Source organism: Pseudomonas azotoformans (assembly GCF_001579805.1).
Lineage (GTDB): Bacteria > Pseudomonadota > Gammaproteobacteria > Pseudomonadales > Pseudomonadaceae > Aquipseudomonas > Aquipseudomonas azotoformans_A.
Genome location: NZ_CP014546.1, coordinates 1,750,452 through 1,772,930 on the forward strand (window position 1 = coordinate 1,750,452; position 22,479 = coordinate 1,772,930).

Genomic DNA, 22,479 nt, shown 5'->3' on the forward strand with positions numbered 1-22,479 from the left:
TTTGGAAGCCAATGTCATTATGATCAATTCCCTTTCTCCTTCCGATGTACGAATCCTTGTGGCTGGCTATGCGAATGAGGCTACTCATTCGCCATCTGCTGCAGGATTTGAAGCAAAATACCCTGCAAATCAGTTCAAGCCAGTCACCAATAATATTCACATGGTTTGGGTGGGGTCCAAGCCCGGTTCAAACCAGGATGCTTATTTAAGGCAGTGGGCCACAAAGAATCCGAACCATAAAATAATGTTATGGGTTGACTCTACTCAGTTTGATGCCTACGCAACTAATCAGTCGGCTCAGGCAAAAGCCGAAAGTGTTTACCCAAACTACCAGTCAGAAAGACCCGTTCGAGGGTTGTTCAGTCAGCTTAAGACAGCAATTAATAACCCGCTGCAATGGCCTCGCAATCAAATCGAGCAGAAGCAAGTTATTGCAGAACTTAATAAAGAACTTTTGTCTTCAGGTAACAAAGCATTGAAGGAAGCATTGCTGCCAGAGGGTGGAAAAGTTACGCCCCAGAACGCCTCTCAAGTGCTCAGTGCTTTTGAGCGTCACGCTTCACGTACCGATGACAAGTTTCATCAAGCAGAAGCCACCATTCTTGACCAGACGACAAAGTCCTGGGACCGCTACGCCAGTAACCCTCCCCGTGACACGACGACCCTGGCGGCTTTACAGGAGCGTTTCAGCGATCTGAAGAACGTGCAGATACGTGACTTGAGCAATCCTGCCGACATACGCCTGCAAAACAAGGACGTGTATCAGCATGAAATCATGGGCCGCAACGGCGGTTACGCCGCAGCTTCCGACGTCGCCCGGTATGAAATCGTCAATCACTATGGCGGCACCTACACGGATATTGACCTGGAAAGCGTGCGCCCGCTTGACGGCGCCTTAAATGCCCACCCAGACCTGATGCTGGTCGGCATGGCTGCAGGCAAGAGTGAGGCAAGTGGCAACGCCACCCCCTATTTTGCCAACGCGTTGTTCTCCAGCCACTCCCAGAGCGCGATGCTGAAGAGCCTGATTGATGACATCGGGGACAAATACCGTTCGATGAACGGCAATGAATACGCCGGCGATCGTTACTTCAGCCGTCCGAATAAAAGTACCATCGAAACCACCGGGCCCAATGCACTACGTGGGCATGTTGACAGGGTGATACAAGAAGCCAAAGGACGACCGGACCTGATCCGTAACGACGCCGCCTCCTCTGCAGAACGTATCTGGGACATGGCAAAGCCACAGAATAAAGAGTACTGGGGCCTGGTGGATTCCCACTTCAAATTCCCGGACAACTACGTCAACTTTGAGACCGAAGAACAGCAAAACAGCGCCACCAAAGCCATGGCGGGAGGTGCTGATCGGCAGCCTTCCACCCAAGGTTGAGCCTATGAAAAAAAGCCTCACTACGGTGAGGCTGTTTTTTTACAGCGCCTGACTATTGATCGCCCTGCGCAGCGCCATCAACCACTTCACCAACTCCTGCGGATCCATCGGTTTCACTTCCTGCATGGTTCAATCCCTCGAATCTCAGACCCCCCAACCATAGCTGCCACCCGGCAAACCCGCGAATCCGGTGGTTATCTTTTTGGGTGATATCAATATGCCATTTTGGTATTTAAATTTTCTTTTTTATACCTTTAAAGTTCGCGCTACCCGGCGTTACCCACGCCGGATCGGATTGCGCCCGCTGCATTACCCTTGCGGCGTCATGGACTGGAAATGACCTTCGATTTCGCTTTTATCCTCAGCACCCTGCCGGCTTTCCTCAAAGCCGTGGGCGTGACGTTGCAAGTGGGCCTGATCGCCATTGCCACCTCGTTGCTAGTGGCGCTGATCAATGCGGCGCTGCTGGTGTTTCGCACGCCGTACCTGTCGCGCCTGGTCGCGTTGTATGTGGAGCTGGCGCGTAACACGCCGCTGCTGATCCAGCTGTTCTTCGTGTACTTCGCGCTGCCGGCCCTGGGCTTCAATATTTCCGGGTTCTGGGCGGCGATCATCACCATGACCTTCCTCGGCGGTGCCTACCTCACCGAAGTACTGCGTGCCGGTGTGGAAGCGGTGCCGCTGGCGCAGATCGAGTCGGGCAAGTCCATCGGCCTGTCCGACTGGCAGCTGTTGCGCCATGTGATCCTGCCCCAGGCCGGCATCCTCAGCCTGCCGGCGCTGTTCGCCAATTTCATCTTCCTACTCAAAGAGACCACCGTGGTCTCCGCCGTGGCGGTGCCGGAGATTCTCTACACCACCAAGAGCTACATCGCCCTCTACTACAAGACCTACGAAATGCTCGCCGTACTGACGCTGATCTGCGTGTTGCTGTTCTTGCCGCTGTCGCTGTTGCTCAGCCGCCTGGAAAGGAGGCTCCAGCATGGCCAGTTCGGGTCTTGAGTTGCTGTGGGTGTCGTTGCCGCAACTGGGCAAAGGCGCTGCGCAAACCTTGTCGATTTCATTCTTGAGCATCGCCTTCAGCACTGTCGGCGGCGTGCTGTACGGCGTGCTGCGCACCTTAAACAACCGGTTGATCAACGCGGTGCTGCGGGTGTACCTGGAGCTGTTCCGCGCGATCCCGGTGCTGGTGTGGTTGTACCTGCTGTTTTTCGGCCTGCCGATTTTCTTCGGACTGAGCATTCCGAGCTTCTGGTGTGCAGTGCTGGTGCTCTCGTTGTGGGGCGCCAGCGAAGTGGGCGAGGTAGTGCGTGGCGCCTTGCATTCGTTGCCCCGTGGCCAGCGTGAAGCGGGGCTGTCGATTGGCCTCTCGGACCCGCAACTCTACGGCTATGTGCTGCTGCCCCAAGCCCTGAAACGCATGACCCCGCCGACCATCAACGTCTACACGCGGATCATCAAGACCAGCTCCCTGGCGGTGCTGATTGGCGTGGTGGATGTGATCAAGGTTGGCCAGCAAATCATCGAACGCACCTATGAGTCGGTATTGATCTACGGCGTGCTGTTCCTGTTTTTCTTCTTTATCTGTTACCCGTTGTCGGCCGCCTCCAAGGTGCTGGAACGGCGCTGGGCCCAAGCATGAGCGCATTGATCGAGTTCCAGGGTTTCAACAAATTCTTCGGCGAGGCTCAGGTGCTCAAGGGCATCGACTTGAGCGTGCAAAGCGGCGAAGTGGTGGTGATCCTCGGCCCCAGCGGTTGCGGCAAAAGCACCTTGCTGCGTTGCCTCAACGGCCTGGAAGTGGCCCACAGCGGCAGCCTGCGGTTTGCCGGCAAGGAGTTGTTGGGCAAACAAACCGACTGGCGGCAGGTGCGCCAAGACGTCGGAATGGTGTTCCAGAGCTACCATCTGTTCCCGCACATGAGCGTGCTCGACAACATCCTGCTCGGCCCGTTGAAAGTGCAAAAGCGCGACCCGCGCGAAGCCCGCGAACAGGCCGAGAAACTGCTGGAACGCGTAGGCCTGGCCGACAAGCGCGACGCCTTCCCGCGCCAGCTCTCCGGCGGCCAGCAGCAACGCATCGCCATCGTCCGTTCACTGTGCATGAACCCTCAGGTCATGCTCTTTGATGAGGTCACCGCCGCCCTCGACCCGGAAATGGTCAAGGAAGTGCTGGAAGTGATCCAGGGCCTGGCCCGCGATGGCATGACCCTGCTGATCGTCACCCACGAAATGGCCTTCGCCCGCGCCGTCGCTGACCGCGTGGTGTTTATGGAAGCCGGTCGCATCCTCGAACAGAACACCCCCGAGGCATTCTTTACGAACCCGCAAACCGCACGCGCGCAGCAGTTCCTGGAGAAGTTCTCCTTTGTTTCAACACTGCCCAAAAAACCTAAGGAACTTGCGCTGATATGAAAAAGTTACTGCTGCCACTGTTTGCCGTCGCTTTACTGGTCGGCTGCGATAAAAAGGCCGAAGAGCCTGTAAAACCTGCCGCTGTCAGTTACATCGACAAGATCAAGGCCCCGCGACAAGCTGATCGTCGGCGTATTCACCGACAAACCGCCGTTTGGTTTTGTGAACGAAGCCGGCCGCTACGTTGGTTTCGATACCGACATCGGTCGCCAATTCGCCAAGGACCTGCTGGGCGATGAAAACAAGGTCGAGTTCGTGGCCGTCGAGCCGGCCAGCCGCATTCCGTTCCTGCAAAGCGACAAGGTCGACCTGATCCTCGCCAACATGACCGTGACCCCGGAACGCAAGGAAGCGGTGGACTTCACCAACCCCAACCTGAAAGTGGCGGTGCAGGCCCTGGTGCCGAACGACAGCGCCGTAAAAAGCCTGAATGACCTGGCTACCCGCACCACCATCGTCACCACCGGCACCACCGCCGATATTTGGCTGACCAAGAACCACCCGGACTGGAAACTGCTCAAGTTCGAGAAAAACTCCGAGTCGCTGCAAGCGCTGTCCGCCGGCCGTGGTGATGCCTACGCCCAGGACAACCTGGTGCTGTTCAGCTGGGCCAAGCAGAACCCGGGTTACCGTGTGCTGGAAGAAAAACTGGGTGATGAAGCGCCGATTGCACCGGCCGTGAAGAAGGGCAACATCGAGTTGCGCGACTGGGTGAATGCCGAACTGGCCAAGTTGGGCGAGGAGAAATTCCTGCTCAAGCTGTACGACCAATATGTGCGTAAAGAGCTGAGCGATGACACCAAGCCTGAGAGTGTGATTGTTGAAGGCGGGAAGTGGCAGGGCTGATCTCTATTTGCTCGTTCCCACGCTCTGCGTGGGAACGAGCATTACTCCGGCCAATGCCACGCCGGCGCATCCAAAATCCCCTGGCCCACAATCCGGGTCTCCCCCAGCACCTTCTCCAACACAATCGAATTGCACCCCGCATCCTGCTGCAACGCTGCAATCAAGCGGCTGGCATGGGACACCACCCACACCTGGCACTGCTGGGACGCCTGGATTATCAAGCGCGCCAACGCCGGCAGCAGGTCCGGGTGCAAACTGGTTTCCGGCTCGTTCAGTACCATCATGGTCGGTGGCCGAGGTGTGAGGAGCGCTGCGATCAGCAGCAGGTAACGTAAGGTGCCGTCCGACAGCTCCGCCGCCGACAATGGCCGCAGCAAACCTTCCTGATAAAACTCAATCGCAAAGCGCCCACCCTGCAATGGTTGGATATTCAGGCGCGCGCCGGGGAAAGCATCGCTGACCGCACGCTGCAAGGCCTCGGGATCGCCGATTTCACGGATGGTCTGCAACGCCGCCGCCAGGTCGCGCCCATCGTGATGCAACACCGGCGTGCGTGTGCCCAGTTGTGGCTGACGCACCGGCGCGTCCATATCACTGCGAAAGTGATCATAAAAGCGCCAGCCACGGATGCTTTCGCGCAACAGCAACACCTCCGGTGAACCGCGCAGGTTGCCGACCTGATCGAACAGGCTGTGGTAGTTCGGCGTGTACTGGGCCAGCACATCCCAGGCGCGACCCTCACGCGCCCGCACCATCGGCCCGGAACGCTGCACCAGCAGGCTGGCCGGGCGGTAGAGGTGGCCGGCCCAGATGCATTCCTTCTTGACCTCGGGGTCGAGAGAGAAAAACGACTCGCTCGGTTCAGGCAGCCCCAAGGAAATGGCGTAGCTGAAATCCTCCCCGGCAAACCCCAGGCGCAGGCGTTTCACGCCTTGGCGCACGGTGGACTCAATCGGCACCTCGCCGTTGTGCATGCGCCGGCTGATACTTTCCGGCCCGGCCCAGAAGGTCGAGTCCAGCCCGCCCTCGCGGGCCAGCGCATTGATCACCCCGCCCTGGGCGGTTTCCGCCAGCAGGCGCAGGGCGCGGTACAAGTTGGACTTGCCGCTGCCATTGGGGCCGGTGACCAGGTTGAGTCGGTCCAGGGGCACTACCAATTTATTGATCGAGCGGTAATTGGCCACCGCGAGGGTCTTGAGCATGGGCATTCAGTCGGCGTGGGAACCATTGGAGTATGGGAGCCTCCATGCAGATAAGGAACCCTGAACTAAGCTCACAGTCGCATACACACTGGCACGTCGGCATCACGCACAAGGAGCCTGCATGGGCGGTCGCATTTGCACCTGTATTTTCGGAATTGGCCTACTCGCGCTGCTGAGCGGCTGTGGCGAGGAAAAGGCTGAGCCCAAGCAGCACTCGCGGGTATTCGTGCAGACCGTGCAGCCGGCTGACTTCGCCGCGGCGGTCACGCTGACCGGCGATATCCAGGCCCGTGTGCAAACCGACCTGTCCTTCCGCGTCGGCGGCAAGATCATCCAGCGCATGGTCGACGTCGGTGATCGGGTGAGCGCCAAGCAAGTGCTGGCCAAGCTCGATCCCAAGGACTTGCAGACCAACGTCGATTCCGCCCAGGCCCAGGTCGTGGCCGAGCAAGCGCGGGTCAAACAGACGGCCGCCGCCTTCGTGCGCCAGGAAAAGCTCTTGCCCAAGGGCTATACCAGCCGCAGCGAATACGACTCCGCCCAGGCCGCGTTGCGCAGCAGCCAAAGCGCCTTGGCCGCCGCTCAGGCCCAGTTGGCCAACGCCCGCGAACAGCTCGGCTACACCTCGCTCATCGCCGAAGCCCCCGGCGTGATTACTGCGCGACAAGCCGAAGTCGGCCAGGTGGTGCAGGCCACCGTGCCGATTTTCAGCCTGGCCCGGGATGGCGAGCGCGATGCGGTATTCAACGTCTATGAGTCGCTGTTGGTGGAGCCGCCGCCGGAGGCGCCGATCACCGTCAGCCTCTTGGATAACCCGAATATCAAGGCCGTGGGCAAGGTGCGTGAAGTTACGCCCGCCGTGGCCGCCAATACCGGCACCGTGCAGGTGAAAATCGCCCTGCAAGCGTTGCCCAAAGGCATGGAATTGGGCTCGGTGGTCAGCGCCACCGCCAACGGCCCGGCCAAGGCCAGCATCGAATTGCCTTGGGCCGCGCTGACCAAGGACCTCAGCGAACCCGCCGTGTGGTTGATCGACAGCGACGGCAAGGCCCAACTACACAAAGTCAGCGTGGCGCGTTATCTCACCGGCAAAGTCATCATTGGCGATGGCCTCAAAGGTGGCGAAAAAGTCGTGGTGGCCGGCGGGCAATTGCTGCACCCCGGCATGATTGTCGAGATTGCCCAGCAGGGAGCCCAGCCATGAAGCGCCTGACGGGAATATTCGCCGCCAGCCTGTTGCTGGTGGCCTGCTCCAAGGAAGAACCGCCACCCGAGCCTGTGCGCCCCGTGCTGTCGATGGAAGTGAAAGCCGAGGACCAGGAAAACCTCGGCCGTTTTGCCGGCACCATCCAGGCGCGTTATGAAAGCAACCTGGGCTTCCGCGTGCCCGGCCGCATTGCCCGCCGCGCCGTGGACGTGGGCGCCGAGGTGGAGAAGGGCGCCTTGCTTGCCGTCCTCGACCCCACCGACCAACAGAACCAATTGCGCGCCGCCCAGGGCGATCTGGCTCGTGTGCAGGCGCAATTCATCAACGCCCAGGCCAATGCCCGCCGTCAGCAGGAATTGTTCAACCGTGGCGTCGGCGCGCAGGCCCAGCTGGATATTGCCCAGACCGACCTTAAAACCACCCAGGCCTCTCTTGACCAGGCACAAGCCTCGGTCAACCAAGCCAAGGACCAACTCAACTACGCCGAACTGCGCACCGACCACGCTGGCATTGTCACCGCGTGGAATGCCGAAGCCGGCCAGGTGGTCAGTGCCGGTCAGCAAGTGGTGACCCTGGCCCGCCCGGATATCAAGGAAGCGGTGATCGACCTGCCCGCCGGCCTGGCCGAGCGCCTGCCCCATGACGTGGTGTTCCTGGTCGCCGGGCAACTCGACCCAAGTGTCAACACCACCGCCATCGTGCGCGAGATCGAACCCCAGGCCCAGAGCGCCACGCGCACCCGGCGCGCGCGGCTGACCCTGGCGGAAACACCGCCTGCGTTCCGCCTCGGCACAGCGATCAGCGTGACCTTGAGCACCGCCATTGCGCCACGCATCGAAGTGCCTTTGAGTGCCTTGCAGGAGGTCGACGGCAAGACCCGCATCTGGCTGCTCGACACCCAAAGCCAGACCGTGCAACCGCGCGACATCAGCCTGATCAGCCGTGACGCCAACAGCGCCTTGCTCAATGGCGGCGTCAAACCCGGCGAGCGTATCGTCACTGCTGGCGTGAACAGCCTGAAGCCTGGGCAAAAAGTCAAAATCGACGAGGACAGCCCGCGATGAAAGGGAGCTTCAACTTATCCGACTGGGCCCTCAAGCATCAGTCCTTCGTCTGGTACCTGATGTTCGTCGCGCTGCTGATGGGCGTGTTTTCCTACATGAACCTGGGCCGGGAGGAAGACCCTTCGTTCACCATCAAGACCATGGTGATCCAGACCCGCTGGCCAGGCGCGACCCAGGAAGAAACCCTCAAGCAGGTCACCGACCGCATCGAGAAAAAACTCGAAGAACTCGACTCCCTCGACTACGTGAAAAGCTACACGCGGCCAGGCGAGTCCACGGTGTTCGTGTTCCTCAAGGACACCACCAGCGCCAAGGCCATCCCGGAGATCTGGTACCAGGTCCGTAAAAAGATCGACGACATTCGCGGCACCTTCCCCCAGGGCTTGCAGGGCCCATCGTTCAACGATGAGTTCGGTGACGTGTTCGGCTCGGTGTACGCCTTTACCGGCGACGGCCTGTCGATGCGCCAGCTGCGCGACTACGTGGAGCAGGTGCGCGCCGAGATCCGTTCGGTGCCGGGGCTGGGCAAGGTCGAGATGATCGGCCAGCAGGACGAAGTGATTTACCTGAACTTCTCCACGCGCAAACTGGCGGCCCTGGGGATTGACCAGCGCCAGGTGGTGCAGAGCCTGCAGTCGCAGAATGCGGTGACGCCGGCCGGGGTGATTGAGGCCGGGCCGGAGCGGATTTCCGTGCGCACGTCGGGGCAGTTCGCTTCGGAGAAAGACCTCGCCAATGTGAATCTGCGGCTCAATGACCGTTTCTATCGCCTGGCGGACATTGCCGATATCAGTCGTGGCTATGTGGACCCGGCGCGACCGATGTTCCGGTTCAACGGCAAGCCGGCCATCGGCTTGGCGATTGCCATGCAGAAGGGCGGCAATATCCAGTCGTTCGGCAAGGCCCTGCATACGCGAATGGACGAGCTGACCGCCGACCTGCCGGTGGGCGTCGGCGTGCACAAGGTGTCCGACCAGGCGGAAGTGGTGGAAGAGGCTGTCGGCGGCTTTACCAGCGCGTTGTTCGAGGCGGTGATCATCGTGCTGGTAGTGAGCTTTATCAGCTTGGGCATGCGCGCCGGCTTGGTGGTGGCGTGTTCGATTCCGTTGGTGCTGGCGTTGGTGTTCGTGTTCATGGAATACAGCGGCATCACCATGCAGCGGGTGTCCCTGGGCGCGCTGATTATCGCCCTTGGCCTGCTGGTGGACGACGCCATGATCACCGTCGAAATGATGATCACGCGCCTGGAGAAAGGCGAAACCAAGGAGCAGGCAGCGACCTACGCCTACACCTCCACGGCGTTCCCGATGCTGACCGGTACGCTGGTGACGGTCGCCGGTTTTGTGCCCATCGGCCTCAACGCCAGTTCGGCGGGCGAGTACACCTTCACTCTGTTCGCGGTGATTGCCGTGGCGATGCTGGTGTCGTGGGTGGTGGCGGTGCTGTTTGCGCCGGTAATCGGCGTGCATATCCTCAGTGCCAAGGTGAAGCCTCACGATGCCGAGCCGGGGCGAATTGGCCGGGCGTTCAATGGCGGCATGCTCTGGGCCATGCGTAACCGTTGGTGGGCGATTGGCATCACCGTGGCGCTGTTTGTGGCGTCGGTGTTCTCCATGCAGTTTGTGCAGAACCAGTTCTTCCCGTCATCGGACCGCCCGGAAATCCTGGTTGACCTGAACCTGCCGCAAAACGCCTCGATCAACGAGACGCGCAAGGCCGTCGACCGCCTGGAAGCGATCATCAAGGACGACCCGGACATCGCGCGTTGGAGCACCTATATCGGTCAGGGCGCGATTCGGTTCTACCTGCCGTTGGACCAGCAACTGGAAAATCCCTACTACGCGCAGTTGGTCATCGTGAGCAATGGCCTGGAAGAGCGCGGCGAGTTGATCGCACGCTTGCAAAAGCGCCTGCGCGATGACTTCGTCGGCATTGGTAGCTTTGTGCAGCCGCTGGAAATGGGCCCGCCGGTAGGTAGGCCGATTCAGTATCGCGTGTCGGGCAAAGACACCGACCAAGTACGCAAACACGCCATCGAACTGGCGACCTTGCTCGACAAGAACACCCACCTGGGCGAGATCATCTACGACTGGAACGAGCCGGGCAAAGTGCTGCGCATCGACATCGCCCAGGACAAGGCGCGCCAGCTGGGGCTGTCGTCGGAAGACGTGGCGCAGTTGATGAACAGCGTGGTCAGCGGTGCCTCGGTGACCCAGGTGCATGACGATATCTACCTGATCAACGTGGTCGGCCGCGCCGAAGATGCCGAACGCGGTACGCCGGAAACCTTGCAGAACCTGCAGATCGTCACACCCAACGGCACCTCGATTCCGCTGCTGGCGTTCGCCACGGTGCGCTACGAGCTGGAGCAGCCGCTGGTGTGGCGCCGCGACCGTAAACCGACGATCACCATCAAGGCGTCGGTGCGTGATGAGATGCAGCCGACGGACCTGGTGAAACAGCTCAAGCCGGAGATCGATAAGTTCAGCGCCGGCTTGCCGGTGGGCTACAAGGTCGCCACCGGCGGCACCGTGGAGGAAAGCGGCAAGGCCCAGGGCCCGATTGCCAGCGTGGTGCCGTTGATGCTGTTCCTCATGGCGACCTTCCTGATGATCCAACTGCACAGTGTGCAGAAGATGTTCCTGGTGGCGAGTGTCGCGCCGCTCGGTTTGATCGGCGTGGTGCTGGCGCTGATCCCCACGGGCACGCCCATGGGCTTTGTGGCGATCCTGGGGATTTTGGCGCTGATCGGCATCATCATCCGTAACTCGGTGATTCTGGTGACGCAGATTCACGAGTATGAAGTGGCAGGTTATTCACCGTGGGATGCGGTGGTGGAGGCTACCGAGCACAGGCGCCGGCCGATCCTGCTCACGGCAGCCGCTGCAAGCCTGGGCATGATCCCCATCGCGCGTGAGGTGTTCTGGGGGCCAATGGCCTACGCGATGATTGGCGGGATCATCATTGCGACTTTGCTTACACTTTTGTTTTTGCCTGCGTTGTATGTGGCTTGGTACAAGATCCGCGAGCCCAAACACGAACAGAGCTGAACATGCCCCACCTCCTGCGCCACGGTTTGTTGATCTGCACGCTGTTGCTGTCACCCGTGGCTTTTGCCGGCACCGTTCTGGAAAACGCGCTGTGGCGGGTCGAACTCGACCCGGCCACCCTTGCGATCCGCGTGACCCCCAGCGGGCAACCGACGATACAAGCTTCCAGCGGCGTAGCGGCCCGTGCCGTCAGCCAGCTTGCCCACAGCGATCAGCAGGCCGATTGGCAATGGGATGATGGCGCCTTCCGTGTGAGCGCTACCCTTGAGCAGCGCGACCTGGCGTTGTCCATCCGTGCGCGTGCGCCGGGTGAAATCCCCATTCTTCAACAACCGGCCAGTGCCTTAGGCAAAGGCGTGATGTGGCCTTTGGCTGAAGGGCATTACGTACCCGCCGATAACGCCATCTGGAAGGCGTTCCTGCTGGAGCAAGGTGACTTCAACACCACCCAGGATCTCAGCCTGCCGCTGTGGGGTGTCGACCACGGCGCGTTTACGCTCAACTGGTTGCTGACCAATCCCTATAACAATCGCCTGCGTTGGCAACCGGACCAGGGCCCTGTCCTTGGCCCATGAATTCACCTCGCTCGACCCTGATGCGCCGATGACGTTGCGGTTGCACCTGGGCGATGGCGATCCCTTGGCCGGCGCCAAGCGCTATCGCCAGTGGTTGGTCGAGCAGGGGCGGTACGAGCCTTTGGCGGACAAACTGCGACAGACGCCCGAAGCGCAGAAGTTGCTGGGCGCCAGTCATGTCTACCTGTGGGGCAATGACCTGCTGGCGTTGGAGGATGTGCGGGATTGGCCGCTGTTGCTCCAGCGCTTGCGTAGACATGAACTCAAAGGCTTGCTGGACAAGGAGTCTGCCAAGGTACTGGCGCAGACCACGGCGTTGAATCGTTATGAGCAGACGGTGCTGCTACGAGGGCTGAACGCGGCGATCAACAAGAAAGCGCGGCAGAGTTGGCAGGTAGCAGAGCCTGATATGACACGGCTCGCTGCGCGCTACGGTGAATTGCGTGGCGAGTTGGCCGTGGACTTTGCCGGCGCCCTCAGTGAAAACCCGACAGCCTGGGGCAACCCGGTGATTCAATCGCTGAGCAACGCCGGCTTGCCCCGTGTGTTGCTGACCCTGGGCGAAGGCTGGGAAGGCGGGCTCTGGCACCCCGAGGCGATTCGCGCCGGTGTCGATGCGGGCTTCCTGATGGCGCCCTACGACTCCTATGAAACCGCGTTATCCGCCACGGAAAACCCCGACTGGACCACCGCCCACCTTGGCAGCAATGCCTACCGCGACTGCGCGATTGTGTTGAAGGGCGGCAAGCTCAAGACCGGTTTTCAGCAGTCCGGGCACTACACCGACCCGCGCTGTGTACGGCCGTTGCTGGAAGCGCGGGTGCAGGCCGTACAAGCCAAGGCTGGCTTCAACGCCTGGTTCCTGGATGCCTACGCCACCAGCATGGTGTTCGACAGCTACCGCGGCAGTGCACCGATGACCCAGGCGCAAAACGCCGAAGGTAACATCGACGCCTCTCGCTGGATCAATACCGCGCGCAAGTTGCCCACCGGTTCTGAAGACGGCAACGCCATCACGGCCCAGGGCATTCTGTTTGCTCATGGCATGCAGACGCCAGTGATGGGCTGGGGTGATCACGCGATGACCAAGGACAAGCAGTCACCCTATTACGTCGGTAACTGGTTCCCACCGGAGCAGCCGGCGGTGTTCTTCAAGCCGGTGCCATTGAAGGAGCCGTTTCGCACGGTGTATTTCGAACCGACGATGCGCCTGCCGTTGTATCAGGCGGTGTTCCATGGCTCGGTGATCACGACCCATCACTGGTTGTTCGACAGCCTGAAGCTGAGCAATGTGCAGGTTGAAAATGAGCTGACCCAACTGCTCTACAACGTACCGCCGCTGTATCACTTGAGTGCTGCGACCTTGAAGCAGCGACTGCCATTGATCCAACGCCAAGACGCCTTTTTCCGCCCACTGCATCAGCGTTTGGCCATGCAGGAAATGACCGGTTTTCGGTGGCTGACAGCGGATCGGCGGGTGCAGGAGACCACGTTTGCCGATGGGACGCGGTTGGTGGCGAATTTTTCCAGTCAGGAAAAAGCAGGGTATGTCGCTCGGAGTGTGACGGCGCTACTGAAGGGTGAAGAAGCCCAGGTTTATCAGGTGAAATAACCTGTGGCGAGGGAGCAAGCTCCCTCGCCACAAAAGCCGTCAGAGTTTGCGCCACACGCTGGCCAGCCAAGGCTGCTGCTCACGCGGCAGTCCGGCGGGGCGGTAGTAGTGTTCCAATTCCACAAAACCTGCGTGGGTGAGCAACGTTTGCCACGCCGCCAAGTCGTGATAAGACCCATAGCGCGGCCCATTCCAGCCTTCCTGATTCTCACCCCGAGGATTGGAGCTGAACAACACGCCCCCAGGCTTCAACGTCCCCTGCAACTGCTTGAGCACTCGCGGCAGTTCCTGCTTGGGAATATGAAACAGCACGGCATTGGCAAAAATCCCATCGAAGCGCTCGGCAGGCAGGTCCAGCTTAAGGAAGTCCTGCTGCAACACCTCGCAACCACTGTCTTCCCGCGCCATCTGCGCAAACCGCTCCGAGCCATCCAGGCCTACGGCGACGTGTCCCATACGCGTAAACGTCTGCAAATCCCGCCCCGGCCCGCAGCCAAAATCCAGCACGGTAAACGGCCCTGTGCCCTGGATATGCCTCAGCAAGGCGTCGATGTTCTGGCTCACATCATGATCGCGGGTGCCTTCACGGAAGTCCTCGGCCACCTTGTTGTAGTGGCCAAGGGTGGTGGAGGTGATCTGGTCGAGGTCGTCGGGCTTGAGGGGCATGGCAAGTAATACCGGGCACTGAGATGCCCCGACTATACCTCACCTCTTGTTGAGCACCCGCGCCAGGCGATCACCGCCCAACTGAATCACCGCCACCAGCATCACCAGCAACACGATCACCGTCAGCATGATCTGCGTATCAAAGCGCTGATAACCATAACGGTAGGCAATGTCGCCCAAGCCGCCCGCGCCAATCGCACCGGCCATGGCCGACGAGTTGATCATGGTGACCAAGGTGATGGTGAACCCGCCGACAATCCCCGGCAGCGCTTCCGGCAGCAGCACATGCCAGATGATGTGCCAGCGACGACAGCCCATGGCTTGCGCAGCCTCGATCAGACCGTGGTCGACCTCGCGCAGGCTCACTTCGGCGATGCGTGCAAAAAACGGCGTGGCGGCAATGGTCAGCGGCACGACGGCGGCCCATACGCCATAGGTGGTGCCGACGATCAGCCGGGTGAACGGGATCAACGCCACCATCAGGATCAGGAATGGAATCGAGCGGAACAGATTGACGAACGCCCCCAGCACGCGGTTAAGCGCCGGGGCTTGATAGATACCGCCTTTGTCGCTGGTCACCAGGAACACCGCCAGCGGAATGCCCACCAGCAGCGCGATCAATGACGACACGCCGACCATCAACAAGGTGTCGATGGCGCCCTGCACTAAACGATCAAACCACATAGCCCAGCACCTCTGCCTGTTGTGCCCAATTGCCGGCGCGGTTGCGCAACTCGCTAGCGTCGTGGGTCGATCCACTCACGGCCAGCAGCAGTTGCCCCAGGGCATGCCCTTGGATGCGTTCCACGCCACCTTGCAGCAAGCGCACGCGCCCGCCGAGTGCGCTGAACAGCGCGGCCAAGTCCGGCTCGTCGGTGTCGCTGCCGGTGAACTGCAAGCGCAGCACCACGGCGGCGTCGGCGGATGCCGGTGTGGCTTGCAAACAGCTCTGCAACTCGTCCGGCAGCCCGTGTTGCAGCGGTGCCAGCAGGGTTTTGCTGACGTCATGCTGCGGGTTGCCGAACACCTGCCACACCGGGCCTTGCTCAACGATGCGCCCGTGTTCCAGCACCACCACGCGGTCGCAGATTTCGCGGATCACCGCCATCTCATGGGTGATCAATACGATGGTCAAACCCAGGCGCTTGTTGATCTCACGCAGCAGGCCGAGGATCGACTGGGTGGTTTCCGGATCCAGGGCCGACGTGGCTTCGTCGCACAGCAGAATCTGCGGGTCATGCACCAGCGAACGGGCGATGCCCACCCGCTGTTTCTGCCCGCCGGACAGCTGCGCCGGGTAAGACTTGTGCTTGTCCTGCAAACCCACCAGTTCCAGCAGCTCGCGTACTTTCTGCTCGCGTTGCAGCTTCGGTACGCCTGCCACTTTCAACGGCAACTCGACGTTCTGCCACACCGTCTTGGCCGACATCAGGTTGAAGTGCTGGAAGATCATGCCGATGCGCCGACGCAGCTCCACCAGACGGTCTTCATCGAAGTCACCGATGTCGACCTGATCGATCAGCACGCGCCCGCTGCTGGGTTGCTCCAGGCGGTTGATGGTGCGGATCAGCGACGACTTGCCGGCACCGCTGCGGCCGATGATGCCGAACACTTCACCGCGCTGGATCGCCAGGTCGATGCCTTGCAAGGCATGCACGGTGCCGTCGTAGGTCTTGCCCAGGTTGATAAAACGCACATGGGCGCGGTTCAGGTCAGGGTGCAGTTCGGTCTGCTCGGCGTCCCTGGGCGGCAGGCCCAGGTCGCGCAGTTGGGCGTTGGCGGCGGTCATTTTTTATCTTCCCAGCCGACCTGGTAGAGCTTGCCCAGGGATTTATCCAGCGCAGCCCGCACGACTGGCGAATGTTGGTAGATGTCGACGAACTTGATCACCCGTGGGTCGGTTTTGCTTTTCGGCTGGATCACGAACTGGATCACGTATTCCGGGTGGTCAAGGCCGTCGAACAGCAGCGCCGATTCGGCATCGAAGGTCTTGGACAGGCGGATGTATGCCGGGTAGCCCTGCACCAGGTCGGCGTCGTCGTAGGCGCGTACCAGTTGCACGGCCTCGACCTGCAGGATCTTGATCTTCTTCGGATTGGAAACGATGTCCTCTTCGGTGGCCTTGTAGCCCACGCCCGGCTTGAGGGTGATCAGCCCGGCCTTGGCCAGCAGTTGCAGGCCGCGACCGCTGTTGATCGGGTCGTTGGCAATCGCCACGCTGGCGCCTTGGGGCAGGTCGTTGATGCTCTTGTACTTCTTCGAATACAGGCCGACGTTGTTGATGATCCCCGGCGCGTACGGCACCAGGTCAAAACCGGCGGCGGCCTTGGCGTTTTCCAGGAATGGGATGTGCTGGAAATAGTTCACGTCGATATCGCCGGCCGCGAGGCTGACGTTCGGCGCGATCCAGTCGGTAAATTCCACCAGTTCGACTTTCAGGCCTTGCTTGCCGGCTTCGGCGACGGCGGCTTCAAGGGGAATCGCAAAGGCCGCCGTGGTGCCGATTTTCAACGGCGCATCGGCGGCGAATACCGCCGAGCTGAACAGTCCGAAAGCCAGGGCCAGTGCTTTGACTGGGTGAGCGAGCAATGTCTTTTTCATAGGGTATTTCCAGTCAGAGAAGCCGTTTGGCGGTAGGTGGAGCCGGTGTGTTGTTCGGGCAGGCGGGCGTTGCCGTGGAAGACTTTTTCGCGCAGCGTGCCGGTCTCGTACGCGGTCTTGTAGGACCCGCGCTTTTGCAGCTCCGGCACCACCAGGTCGATGAAGTCCACGTAGCTTTCCGGCGTGACGATGCGCGTGAGGTTGAAGCCGTCCAGGCCGGTTTCGCTGATCCAGGATTCCAGCTCGTCGGCGACCTGCTCTGGTGAGCCGACCAAGGTGATGTAGCGGCCACCGAGGGCGTGCTGTTCCAGCAACTTGCGCCGGGTCCAGTCGTTGTTCTGCAGATTTTTGGTGGCCGATTGGATCGCGTTGCTTTTCACGTACTGGATAGGTTCGTCCAGCGTGTACTGGGCGAAATCAATCGCAGTAGACGCCGAGAAATGCGCCACGCCCGCCTCCGGACTGGCGTAGCTCAGGTACTCGGCGTGCTTCTCCCAGGCCAGCGCTACGGTAGCGCCCACGATCACGTTGAGGCCCATGAACACCTTGATGTCATCCGGGTTGCGCCCGGCTGCCACGGCGCTGGCGCGTACCTTGTCCACCTGCACCTTGGTCGCCGCCTTGTTCTGCCCGCTGATAAACACGCACTCGGCATGCCGGCCTGCGAACAGCAAACCCCGATCGGAACTGCCGGCCTGGAACAGCACCGGCGTGCGTTGCGGCGAGGGCTCGCACAGGTGATAACCCTCCACCTGGTAGAACTCGCCGTGGTGCTCGACCTTGTGCACCTTGCCCGGCTGCGCATACACCCGCGCTTTTGGATCGTTGAGTACCGCGCCGTCTTCCCAGCTGCCCTCCCAGAGCTTGTACAGCACCTCCAGGTATTCATCGGCCTGGTCGTAGCGACGGTCATGTTCAACCTGCTCGGTCAGGCCCATGGCCTTGGCGGCGCTGTCGAGGTAGCCGGTGACGATGTTCCAGCCGACCCGGCCACGGCTCAGGTGGTCCAGCGTGGACATGCGCCGGGCGAACAGGTACGGCGGCTCGTAGGTGAGGTTGGCGGTGAGGCCAAAGCCGAGGTTTTTAGTGACGGCCGCCATGGCCGAGACCAGCAGCAACGGGTCATTCACCGGCAACTGGATCGACTCCTTGAGCGGTACGTCTATCGAGTTCTGATAGACGTCATACACGCCGACGATATCGGCGATGAACAAGCCATCGAACAACCCGCGCTCAAGTGTTTGCGCCAAATCTGTCCAGTACTCAATGGTCTTGTACTGGGTTGATGTATCCCGTGGATGGGTCCACAGGCCGTGGTTGATGTGCCCGATGCAGTTCATGTTGAAGGCATTGAGCAGGATTTTCTTCTTGGCCATCAGATGGTCCCCCGCAGTGGCGGGTTTTCATCGTTGAGGTAGTAATTGCCCACCGCGTGGTACTTCCAACGCACCGGGTCGTGCAGGGTATGCACGCGGGCGTTGCGCCAGTGGCGGTCCAGGCCGTGCTCGGCCAGGGTCGCCTGGCTGCCGGCGAGTTCGAACAAGGTACTGCCGGCGGCCAGGGAAATCTCGGTACTCAAGGCGCGTACTTCAGCGACGGCGATGGAGGCGGCTGCAACCGTTTCGGCGTTGCTGTCGGCCTGGGCGCGGTCGAGGAATTCACCCGAGCGTTCCAGCAGCGCCTCGGCGGCGTGCAGGCGGATGCTCAGGTGACCGAAGCTTTTCAGGGTCAGTGGGTCTTCGGTGGCTTTGTCGTTGCCGGAATCGATCCATGGGCGGGTCTTGGTGCGCACAAAGTGCAACGCATCCTCAAAGGCCGCGCGGGCGATGCCCGTGTCGATGGCGGCGTGGAGGATCTGCGCCAGCGGACCGACGGTTGTGGGGCGTTCAAAGGCGCTCTGGAACGGGATCACGTCTTGCGCGGCGACCCACACGTTATCGAACACCACCGAACCGCTGCCCGTGGTGCGCTGGCCGAAGCCGCTCCAGTCGTCGATCACGCTCAGGCCTTCGCTGTCGCGCGGCACAAAAGCGAGTTGCTGCACGCCCTGTTCATCCACCACCGACGTGGGGATGCGTTGGGCGTAGATCGCGCCGGTGGAGTAGAACTTGCGGCCGCTGATTCGAAACCCGTCGCCGTCACGGGTGATTTTGGTGACGCGGTCATGAGCCGTTTTTGTGCCCAACTCTGCCAGGGCGTTGCCGAAGCGTTGGCCTGCAAGAACTTCGGCGTACAGGCGTTTTTGCTGCGCCGGGCTGCCGTTTACGCACAGCACTTCCAGGGCATAAAAATGGTTTTGCGGGATCTGGCCCAGGGAAGCATCGGCCTGGGCAATCAGCGCAATGACCTTGGCCAGGGTGACGTTGGACACGCCCGCGCCACCGTACTCCTTGGGCACGCTGATACCCCACAGGCCGGAGCGCGAGAATACATCCAGCTCAGGCAGCGGCAGGCGGCGTTCACGGTCGCGCTGGGCGCTGTCGCGACGGAAGTCTTCGGCCAGGTCGCTGGCGACAATAAGGGCTTGTTCGTCGCTGGTGATAACCGCGACGTTTGCAGAGAAAGTCATAGGTGTTCTCCAGAGGTCTGGTCGGTCAGATCCAGGAATGCCTGGCAGGCAACGTGCCGTTCAGTCGATAGGCGCCGATGGCGTGATATTTCCAGCGCACCGGATCGTGCAGGGTGTGCACGCGGGCGTTGCGCCAATGACGGTCGAGGTTGAATTCGGCGAGGGTGGCGCGGCTACCGGCCAGCTCGAAGAGTTTTTCGCTGACCAGCAGCGATACCTCGGTGGTCAGCACCTTGGCTTCAGCCACGGCAATCGACGCACGGGCCGCGGACTGCGCGGTGATCGGTGCAGCGTTGACCTGGTCCAGCACCTGGCCAGCCTTGCGCAGCAGGGCTTCGGCGGCATGCAGTTCGATCTTCAGCTTGCCGATATCGGCGATCACATACAGGTCATCACTGGCGCGTTCGACCTTGGCATCGATCCATGGGCGCGAGCGCTCGCGGACAAAGGCGATGGTGTCATCGAGCGCGCCGCGTGCGATGCCGGCGTCGATGGCTGCCTGGATCAATTGGGAGACCGCGCCTTGGATATTCGGGGTTTCGCCGATGCGCCAGTTTTCAACGACCCACTCGGCATCGACCTGCACTTGGTCCAGCAACACGGTGCCGCTGGCGGTGGTGCGTTGGCCAAAGCCGGACCAGTCATCGACGATGCGCAGGCCTTCGGTGCCACGGCGCACAAACGCCATGACCTGCTTGCCGTCATCGTTCAGCGCTTTGACCGCGACCCAATGTGCAAACAGCGCGCCGGTGGAGTAGAACTTCTGGCCGCTGATCACATAGCCGTCACCCTCAGCGGTGATGCGCGCCTTCAGTTCCAGGGTGTTTTTGGTGCCGCGTTCCGGGCCGCCATTGCCGATGCGCCAGCCGTCGAGGACGCTCTGGAACAGCTGCTTTTTCTGACGCTCGGTGGCGGCACCTTGCAACAGGTGCAGGATGCCGAAATGGTTCTGCGGAATCTGCCCGAGGGCCGGGTCCGCCGCACTGATGATCGCGAACACGTCGGCCAGGGTCACGAAAGACACCTGCGGGCCGCCGTATTCACGGGGAATGGAAATACTGCCCAACCCACTGCGGGTGAACTGTTCGAGCTGTGCCCATGGCAGCTTGCGCTGCTGGTCGCGCTTGGCGGCTTGCAGGCGCGCAGCCTGGGCGAGTTCATGGGCAGCCTTCAGCGCCTCTGCGTCGTTGCGCAGCACGGCGGCTGGCAACAGCAGGGGGGCAATGTCCAGATCGCTCTGGGGGGGTGTTTGAGCCAAGTTAGACATCAGCGCCGCTCCTTGGCTGCACGTAATGCCCTGGCGTTGTGCACCGGGGTAATCCTGACCATACCGACCTCGCATTCAATGAAATAAAAACAGAAAAATCAGCGATGTCCGGTGGTCCGGTGCATATACCCTAAGCGTGTTAAATATATAAATAAACTAACTTTTGGGAATATGCATAGAAGGTCTGTCACCCAGGTTCGCAGGGCGATCCCAGTGGGCGCGGTTGATAGATCAGCGCCGCCCCGGCCAGACGGGGCGGCGCCTCGGCGGCAATGCGTAACATGCGGGCGGGTGCCCAGCGTGAGTTGTTGCCGACGCGATCCAGAATGCAGTACGTCACTTCCAATCGGCAGTCGTCGCCGGCTTCGGTGATGATCGAGGAGGGCACCCATACCTGCATCGCCAGGCCGACTTCAACGGCCTGGATCTTTGGCAAGTCAAGGCGCACATCACCCCAGCGCAGGGTGATGGCATCGCCCGTGGCCATGTTGAGATAGGGCGCGATGGTCAGCGGGATACCGCGTCGCACCTGGCTGGCGTTGACGCCGAAGCGGCGGATGGTGTCGGGCAACCCCACGGGGGCGAGATTCTGGTTTTCGTTGCCGCACAGCGACGAGGGCTGGCCACCCGGAAAGAGCGTCTTCACCTGCACGCGCGTCACGGCCGAACGGGCAGGGGCGTGGCCCACTTGCATGACCTGGTAATGCACTTGGGTCGGGCCGTCCAGCACAAAACTCTCCGGCACCCGTAGATGGGTAAGTGTGCCGATCTTGCAGGCGGTCACCCGACGCGAAGCGGCAAAGCAATTGTTCCAGAACAGCTCGATCAGGTCGCCTTCATCCATGCCGGGATACGGCGCGATGTCGACCTGCAGGTGGGCGGCGGCGAGGGCATTGATGCCATTGCCGATGGCCTGGGGCAGCGTCGGGGCGGTGAGCAGGGGGGGCGTCATAAATAATCTCCTTGATGCAGCCAGCAGCAATCGCTCCGGCCCCTTGGCGCAGGCAAGCGCGGTGGGCCGAACAGAACGATTCAGTGAATAGCCGGGATAGGATCCAATCCTCTGGGCGCTAGATAAGAGGGTTGGGCGCGGAGCGTCAATGGCGGCAAAGGGCTAAACGGCGGGTTTGGAGATATTCAGAAGGGTCTGACTGGTGCGGGGATATTCGCGCGGGTGTGGTGGGGTGTTTTGCAGGTTGGAATGAGGACTTCGTGTAGGAACAGGCTTTGTATGGGAGCTGGCAAGCCAGCTCCCATACAAAGCTTCAGTGGGCGAGGAATTTGCTCAGAAACTGCTGGGTGCGCTCTTCCTTGGGGTTGGCAAACAACGCCTTGGCGTCGCCTTGTTCCACGATCACGCCCTTGTCGAAGAAGATCACCCGGTTGGCCACATCCCGCGCAAAGCTCATCTCGTGGGTGACGATGACCATGGTACGGTTTTCTTCGGCGAGGCTGCGGATGGTTGCCAGTACTTCACCCACCAGTTCCGGGTCGAGGGCCGAGGTGGGCTCGTCGAACAGAATCACCTCCGGTTCCATGGCCAACGCACGGGCAATCGCCACGCGTTGTTGCTGACCGCCCGACAGGCGCCGTGGATAGGCGTCTTCCTTGCCCGCCAGGCCGACCCTGGCGAGCAGCTTGCGACCCAGGGCGTCAGCCGCCTCCCGTGGCATCTTCTTGACCACGATAGGGCCTTCGATGACGTTTTCCAGCGCCGTTCGGTGGGGGAACAGGTTGAAGCTCTGGAACACAAAACCCACGTGCTGGCGCAGGCGCCGCACCAGGCTGGCCTGCTGGTTGATCGGCTTGCTGCTGTCGATCTCGATGTCGCCCACCTTGATGCGACCGCTGGTGGGTTGTTCGAGGAAATTCAGGCAGCGCAGGAAGGTGGTCTTGCCGGAACCGCTGGGGCCGATGATGGCGATGACTTCGCCTTCCTTGACCTCCAGGTCGATGCCGTTGAGGACCACCTGACCCTTGAATTGTTTGGTCAGTTTTTCAACCACGATCATGCT

General features: G+C 60.9%; 17 protein-coding genes and 2 pseudogenes. 9 read left to right on the plus strand and 10 right to left on the minus strand.

All coding sequences use genetic code 11. The annotated features are described in order from the left end of the window. Positions 1-19: 19 nt before the first annotated feature. The 5 genes and pseudogenes from AYR47_RS31950 (at position 20) to AYR47_RS08200 (ending at position 4,651) form a co-directional block, all read left to right on the plus strand. Positions 20-1,390, plus strand: a complete 1,371-nt coding sequence (locus AYR47_RS31950) for a TcdA/TcdB catalytic glycosyltransferase domain-containing protein (protein WP_156487787.1) — start codon at positions 20-22, stop codon at positions 1,388-1,390. 336 nt (positions 1,391-1,726) lie between these two features. After that, a complete protein-coding gene (locus AYR47_RS08185) occupies positions 1,727-2,392 on the plus strand; it encodes an amino acid ABC transporter permease (RefSeq protein ID WP_003187615.1) in 666 nt (221 codons plus the stop codon). Then, entirely contained in the window at positions 2,373-3,032 is a 660-nt protein-coding gene (locus AYR47_RS08190) for an amino acid ABC transporter permease (RefSeq protein WP_033898855.1), read from the plus strand. The genes AYR47_RS08185 and AYR47_RS08190 overlap by 20 nt, the downstream gene beginning before the upstream one ends. Next, positions 3,029-3,805, plus strand: coding sequence for an amino acid ABC transporter ATP-binding protein (locus AYR47_RS08195; protein ID WP_033898852.1), 777 nt, complete (start codon positions 3,029-3,031; stop codon positions 3,803-3,805). Before AYR47_RS08190 ends, AYR47_RS08195 begins: the two co-directional genes overlap by 4 nt. After that, a pseudogene (locus AYR47_RS08200) lies at positions 3,802-4,651 on the plus strand (transporter substrate-binding domain-containing protein). Before AYR47_RS08195 ends, AYR47_RS08200 begins: the two are co-directional and overlap by 4 nt. Before the next feature lie 41 nt (positions 4,652-4,692). Here AYR47_RS08200 and AYR47_RS08205 read toward each other — a convergent pair. After that, positions 4,693-5,853 (minus strand): AAA family ATPase, encoded by a 1,161-nt coding sequence (locus tag AYR47_RS08205; protein WP_061449411.1) that lies wholly within the window; start codon positions 5,851-5,853, stop codon positions 4,693-4,695. A gap of 121 nt (positions 5,854-5,974) precedes the next feature. On the opposite strand from AYR47_RS08205, the gene AYR47_RS08210 reads away from it, so the two are divergent. From AYR47_RS08210 to AYR47_RS08225, 4 genes and pseudogenes are all read left to right on the plus strand, one after another. Then, positions 5,975-7,057 carry an efflux RND transporter periplasmic adaptor subunit gene (locus AYR47_RS08210; protein ID WP_061434868.1) on the plus strand — a complete coding sequence of 361 codons (1,083 nt, stop codon included), beginning with the start codon at positions 5,975-5,977 and terminating at the stop codon, positions 7,055-7,057. Continuing rightward, positions 7,054-8,124: an efflux RND transporter periplasmic adaptor subunit gene (locus AYR47_RS08215; protein WP_033898846.1), complete on the plus strand. Its 1,071-nt coding sequence runs from the start codon at positions 7,054-7,056 to the stop codon at positions 8,122-8,124. The genes AYR47_RS08210 and AYR47_RS08215 overlap by 4 nt, the downstream gene beginning before the upstream one ends. Next, positions 8,121-11,174: an efflux RND transporter permease subunit gene (locus AYR47_RS08220; RefSeq protein ID WP_061434870.1), complete on the plus strand. Its 3,054-nt coding sequence runs from the start codon at positions 8,121-8,123 to the stop codon at positions 11,172-11,174. The genes AYR47_RS08215 and AYR47_RS08220 overlap by 4 nt, the downstream gene beginning before the upstream one ends. 2 nt (positions 11,175-11,176) lie before the next feature. Then, a pseudogene (locus AYR47_RS08225) lies at positions 11,177-13,361 on the plus strand (glycoside hydrolase). Positions 13,362-13,400: 39 nt separating this feature from the next. Here the strand turns inward: AYR47_RS08225 and AYR47_RS08230 are convergent. From AYR47_RS08230 to tcyN, 9 genes are all read right to left on the minus strand, one after another. Continuing rightward, positions 13,401-14,027: a class I SAM-dependent methyltransferase gene (locus AYR47_RS08230; protein WP_033898832.1), complete on the minus strand. Its 627-nt coding sequence runs from the start codon at positions 14,025-14,027 to the stop codon at positions 13,401-13,403. Between the two features lie 39 nt (positions 14,028-14,066). Further along, positions 14,067-14,711, minus strand: a complete 645-nt coding sequence (locus AYR47_RS08235) for a methionine ABC transporter permease (protein ID WP_033898824.1) — start codon at positions 14,709-14,711, stop codon at positions 14,067-14,069. Further along, complete coding sequence (locus AYR47_RS08240; RefSeq protein ID WP_061434872.1) at positions 14,701-15,816, minus strand: methionine ABC transporter ATP-binding protein; 1,116 nt, start codon at positions 15,814-15,816, stop codon at positions 14,701-14,703. The genes AYR47_RS08235 and AYR47_RS08240 overlap by 11 nt, the downstream gene beginning before the upstream one ends. Beyond that, positions 15,813-16,628, minus strand: a complete 816-nt coding sequence (locus tag AYR47_RS08245; protein WP_016974992.1) for a MetQ/NlpA family ABC transporter substrate-binding protein — start codon at positions 16,626-16,628, stop codon at positions 15,813-15,815. Before AYR47_RS08245 ends, AYR47_RS08240 begins: the two co-directional genes overlap by 4 nt. Then, the gene (locus AYR47_RS08250) at positions 16,625-18,004 is read right to left on the minus strand and encodes an LLM class flavin-dependent oxidoreductase (protein ID WP_033898813.1); all 1,380 of its coding nucleotides are present in this window, start codon (positions 18,002-18,004) and stop codon (positions 16,625-16,627) included. The genes AYR47_RS08245 and AYR47_RS08250 overlap by 4 nt, the downstream gene beginning before the upstream one ends. Then, on the minus strand, positions 18,004-19,197 hold the full coding sequence (locus AYR47_RS08255) for an SfnB family sulfur acquisition oxidoreductase (RefSeq protein ID WP_061434874.1): 1,194 nt from the start codon (positions 19,195-19,197) through the stop codon (positions 18,004-18,006). The genes AYR47_RS08250 and AYR47_RS08255 overlap by 1 nt, the downstream gene beginning before the upstream one ends. A gap of 25 nt (positions 19,198-19,222) precedes the next feature. Next, positions 19,223-20,464, minus strand: coding sequence for an SfnB family sulfur acquisition oxidoreductase (locus tag AYR47_RS08260; protein WP_061434875.1), 1,242 nt, complete (start codon positions 20,462-20,464; stop codon positions 19,223-19,225). A 187-nt stretch (positions 20,465-20,651) separates the two neighbouring features. Beyond that, entirely contained in the window at positions 20,652-21,416 is a 765-nt protein-coding gene (locus tag AYR47_RS08265; RefSeq protein ID WP_033898808.1) for a hypothetical protein, read from the minus strand. A 313-nt stretch (positions 21,417-21,729) separates the two neighbouring features. Beyond that, a complete protein-coding gene (gene tcyN / locus AYR47_RS08270) occupies positions 21,730-22,476 on the minus strand; it encodes an L-cystine ABC transporter ATP-binding protein TcyN (protein WP_033898805.1) in 747 nt (248 codons plus the stop codon). Between the last annotated feature and the right edge of the window lie 3 nt (positions 22,477-22,479).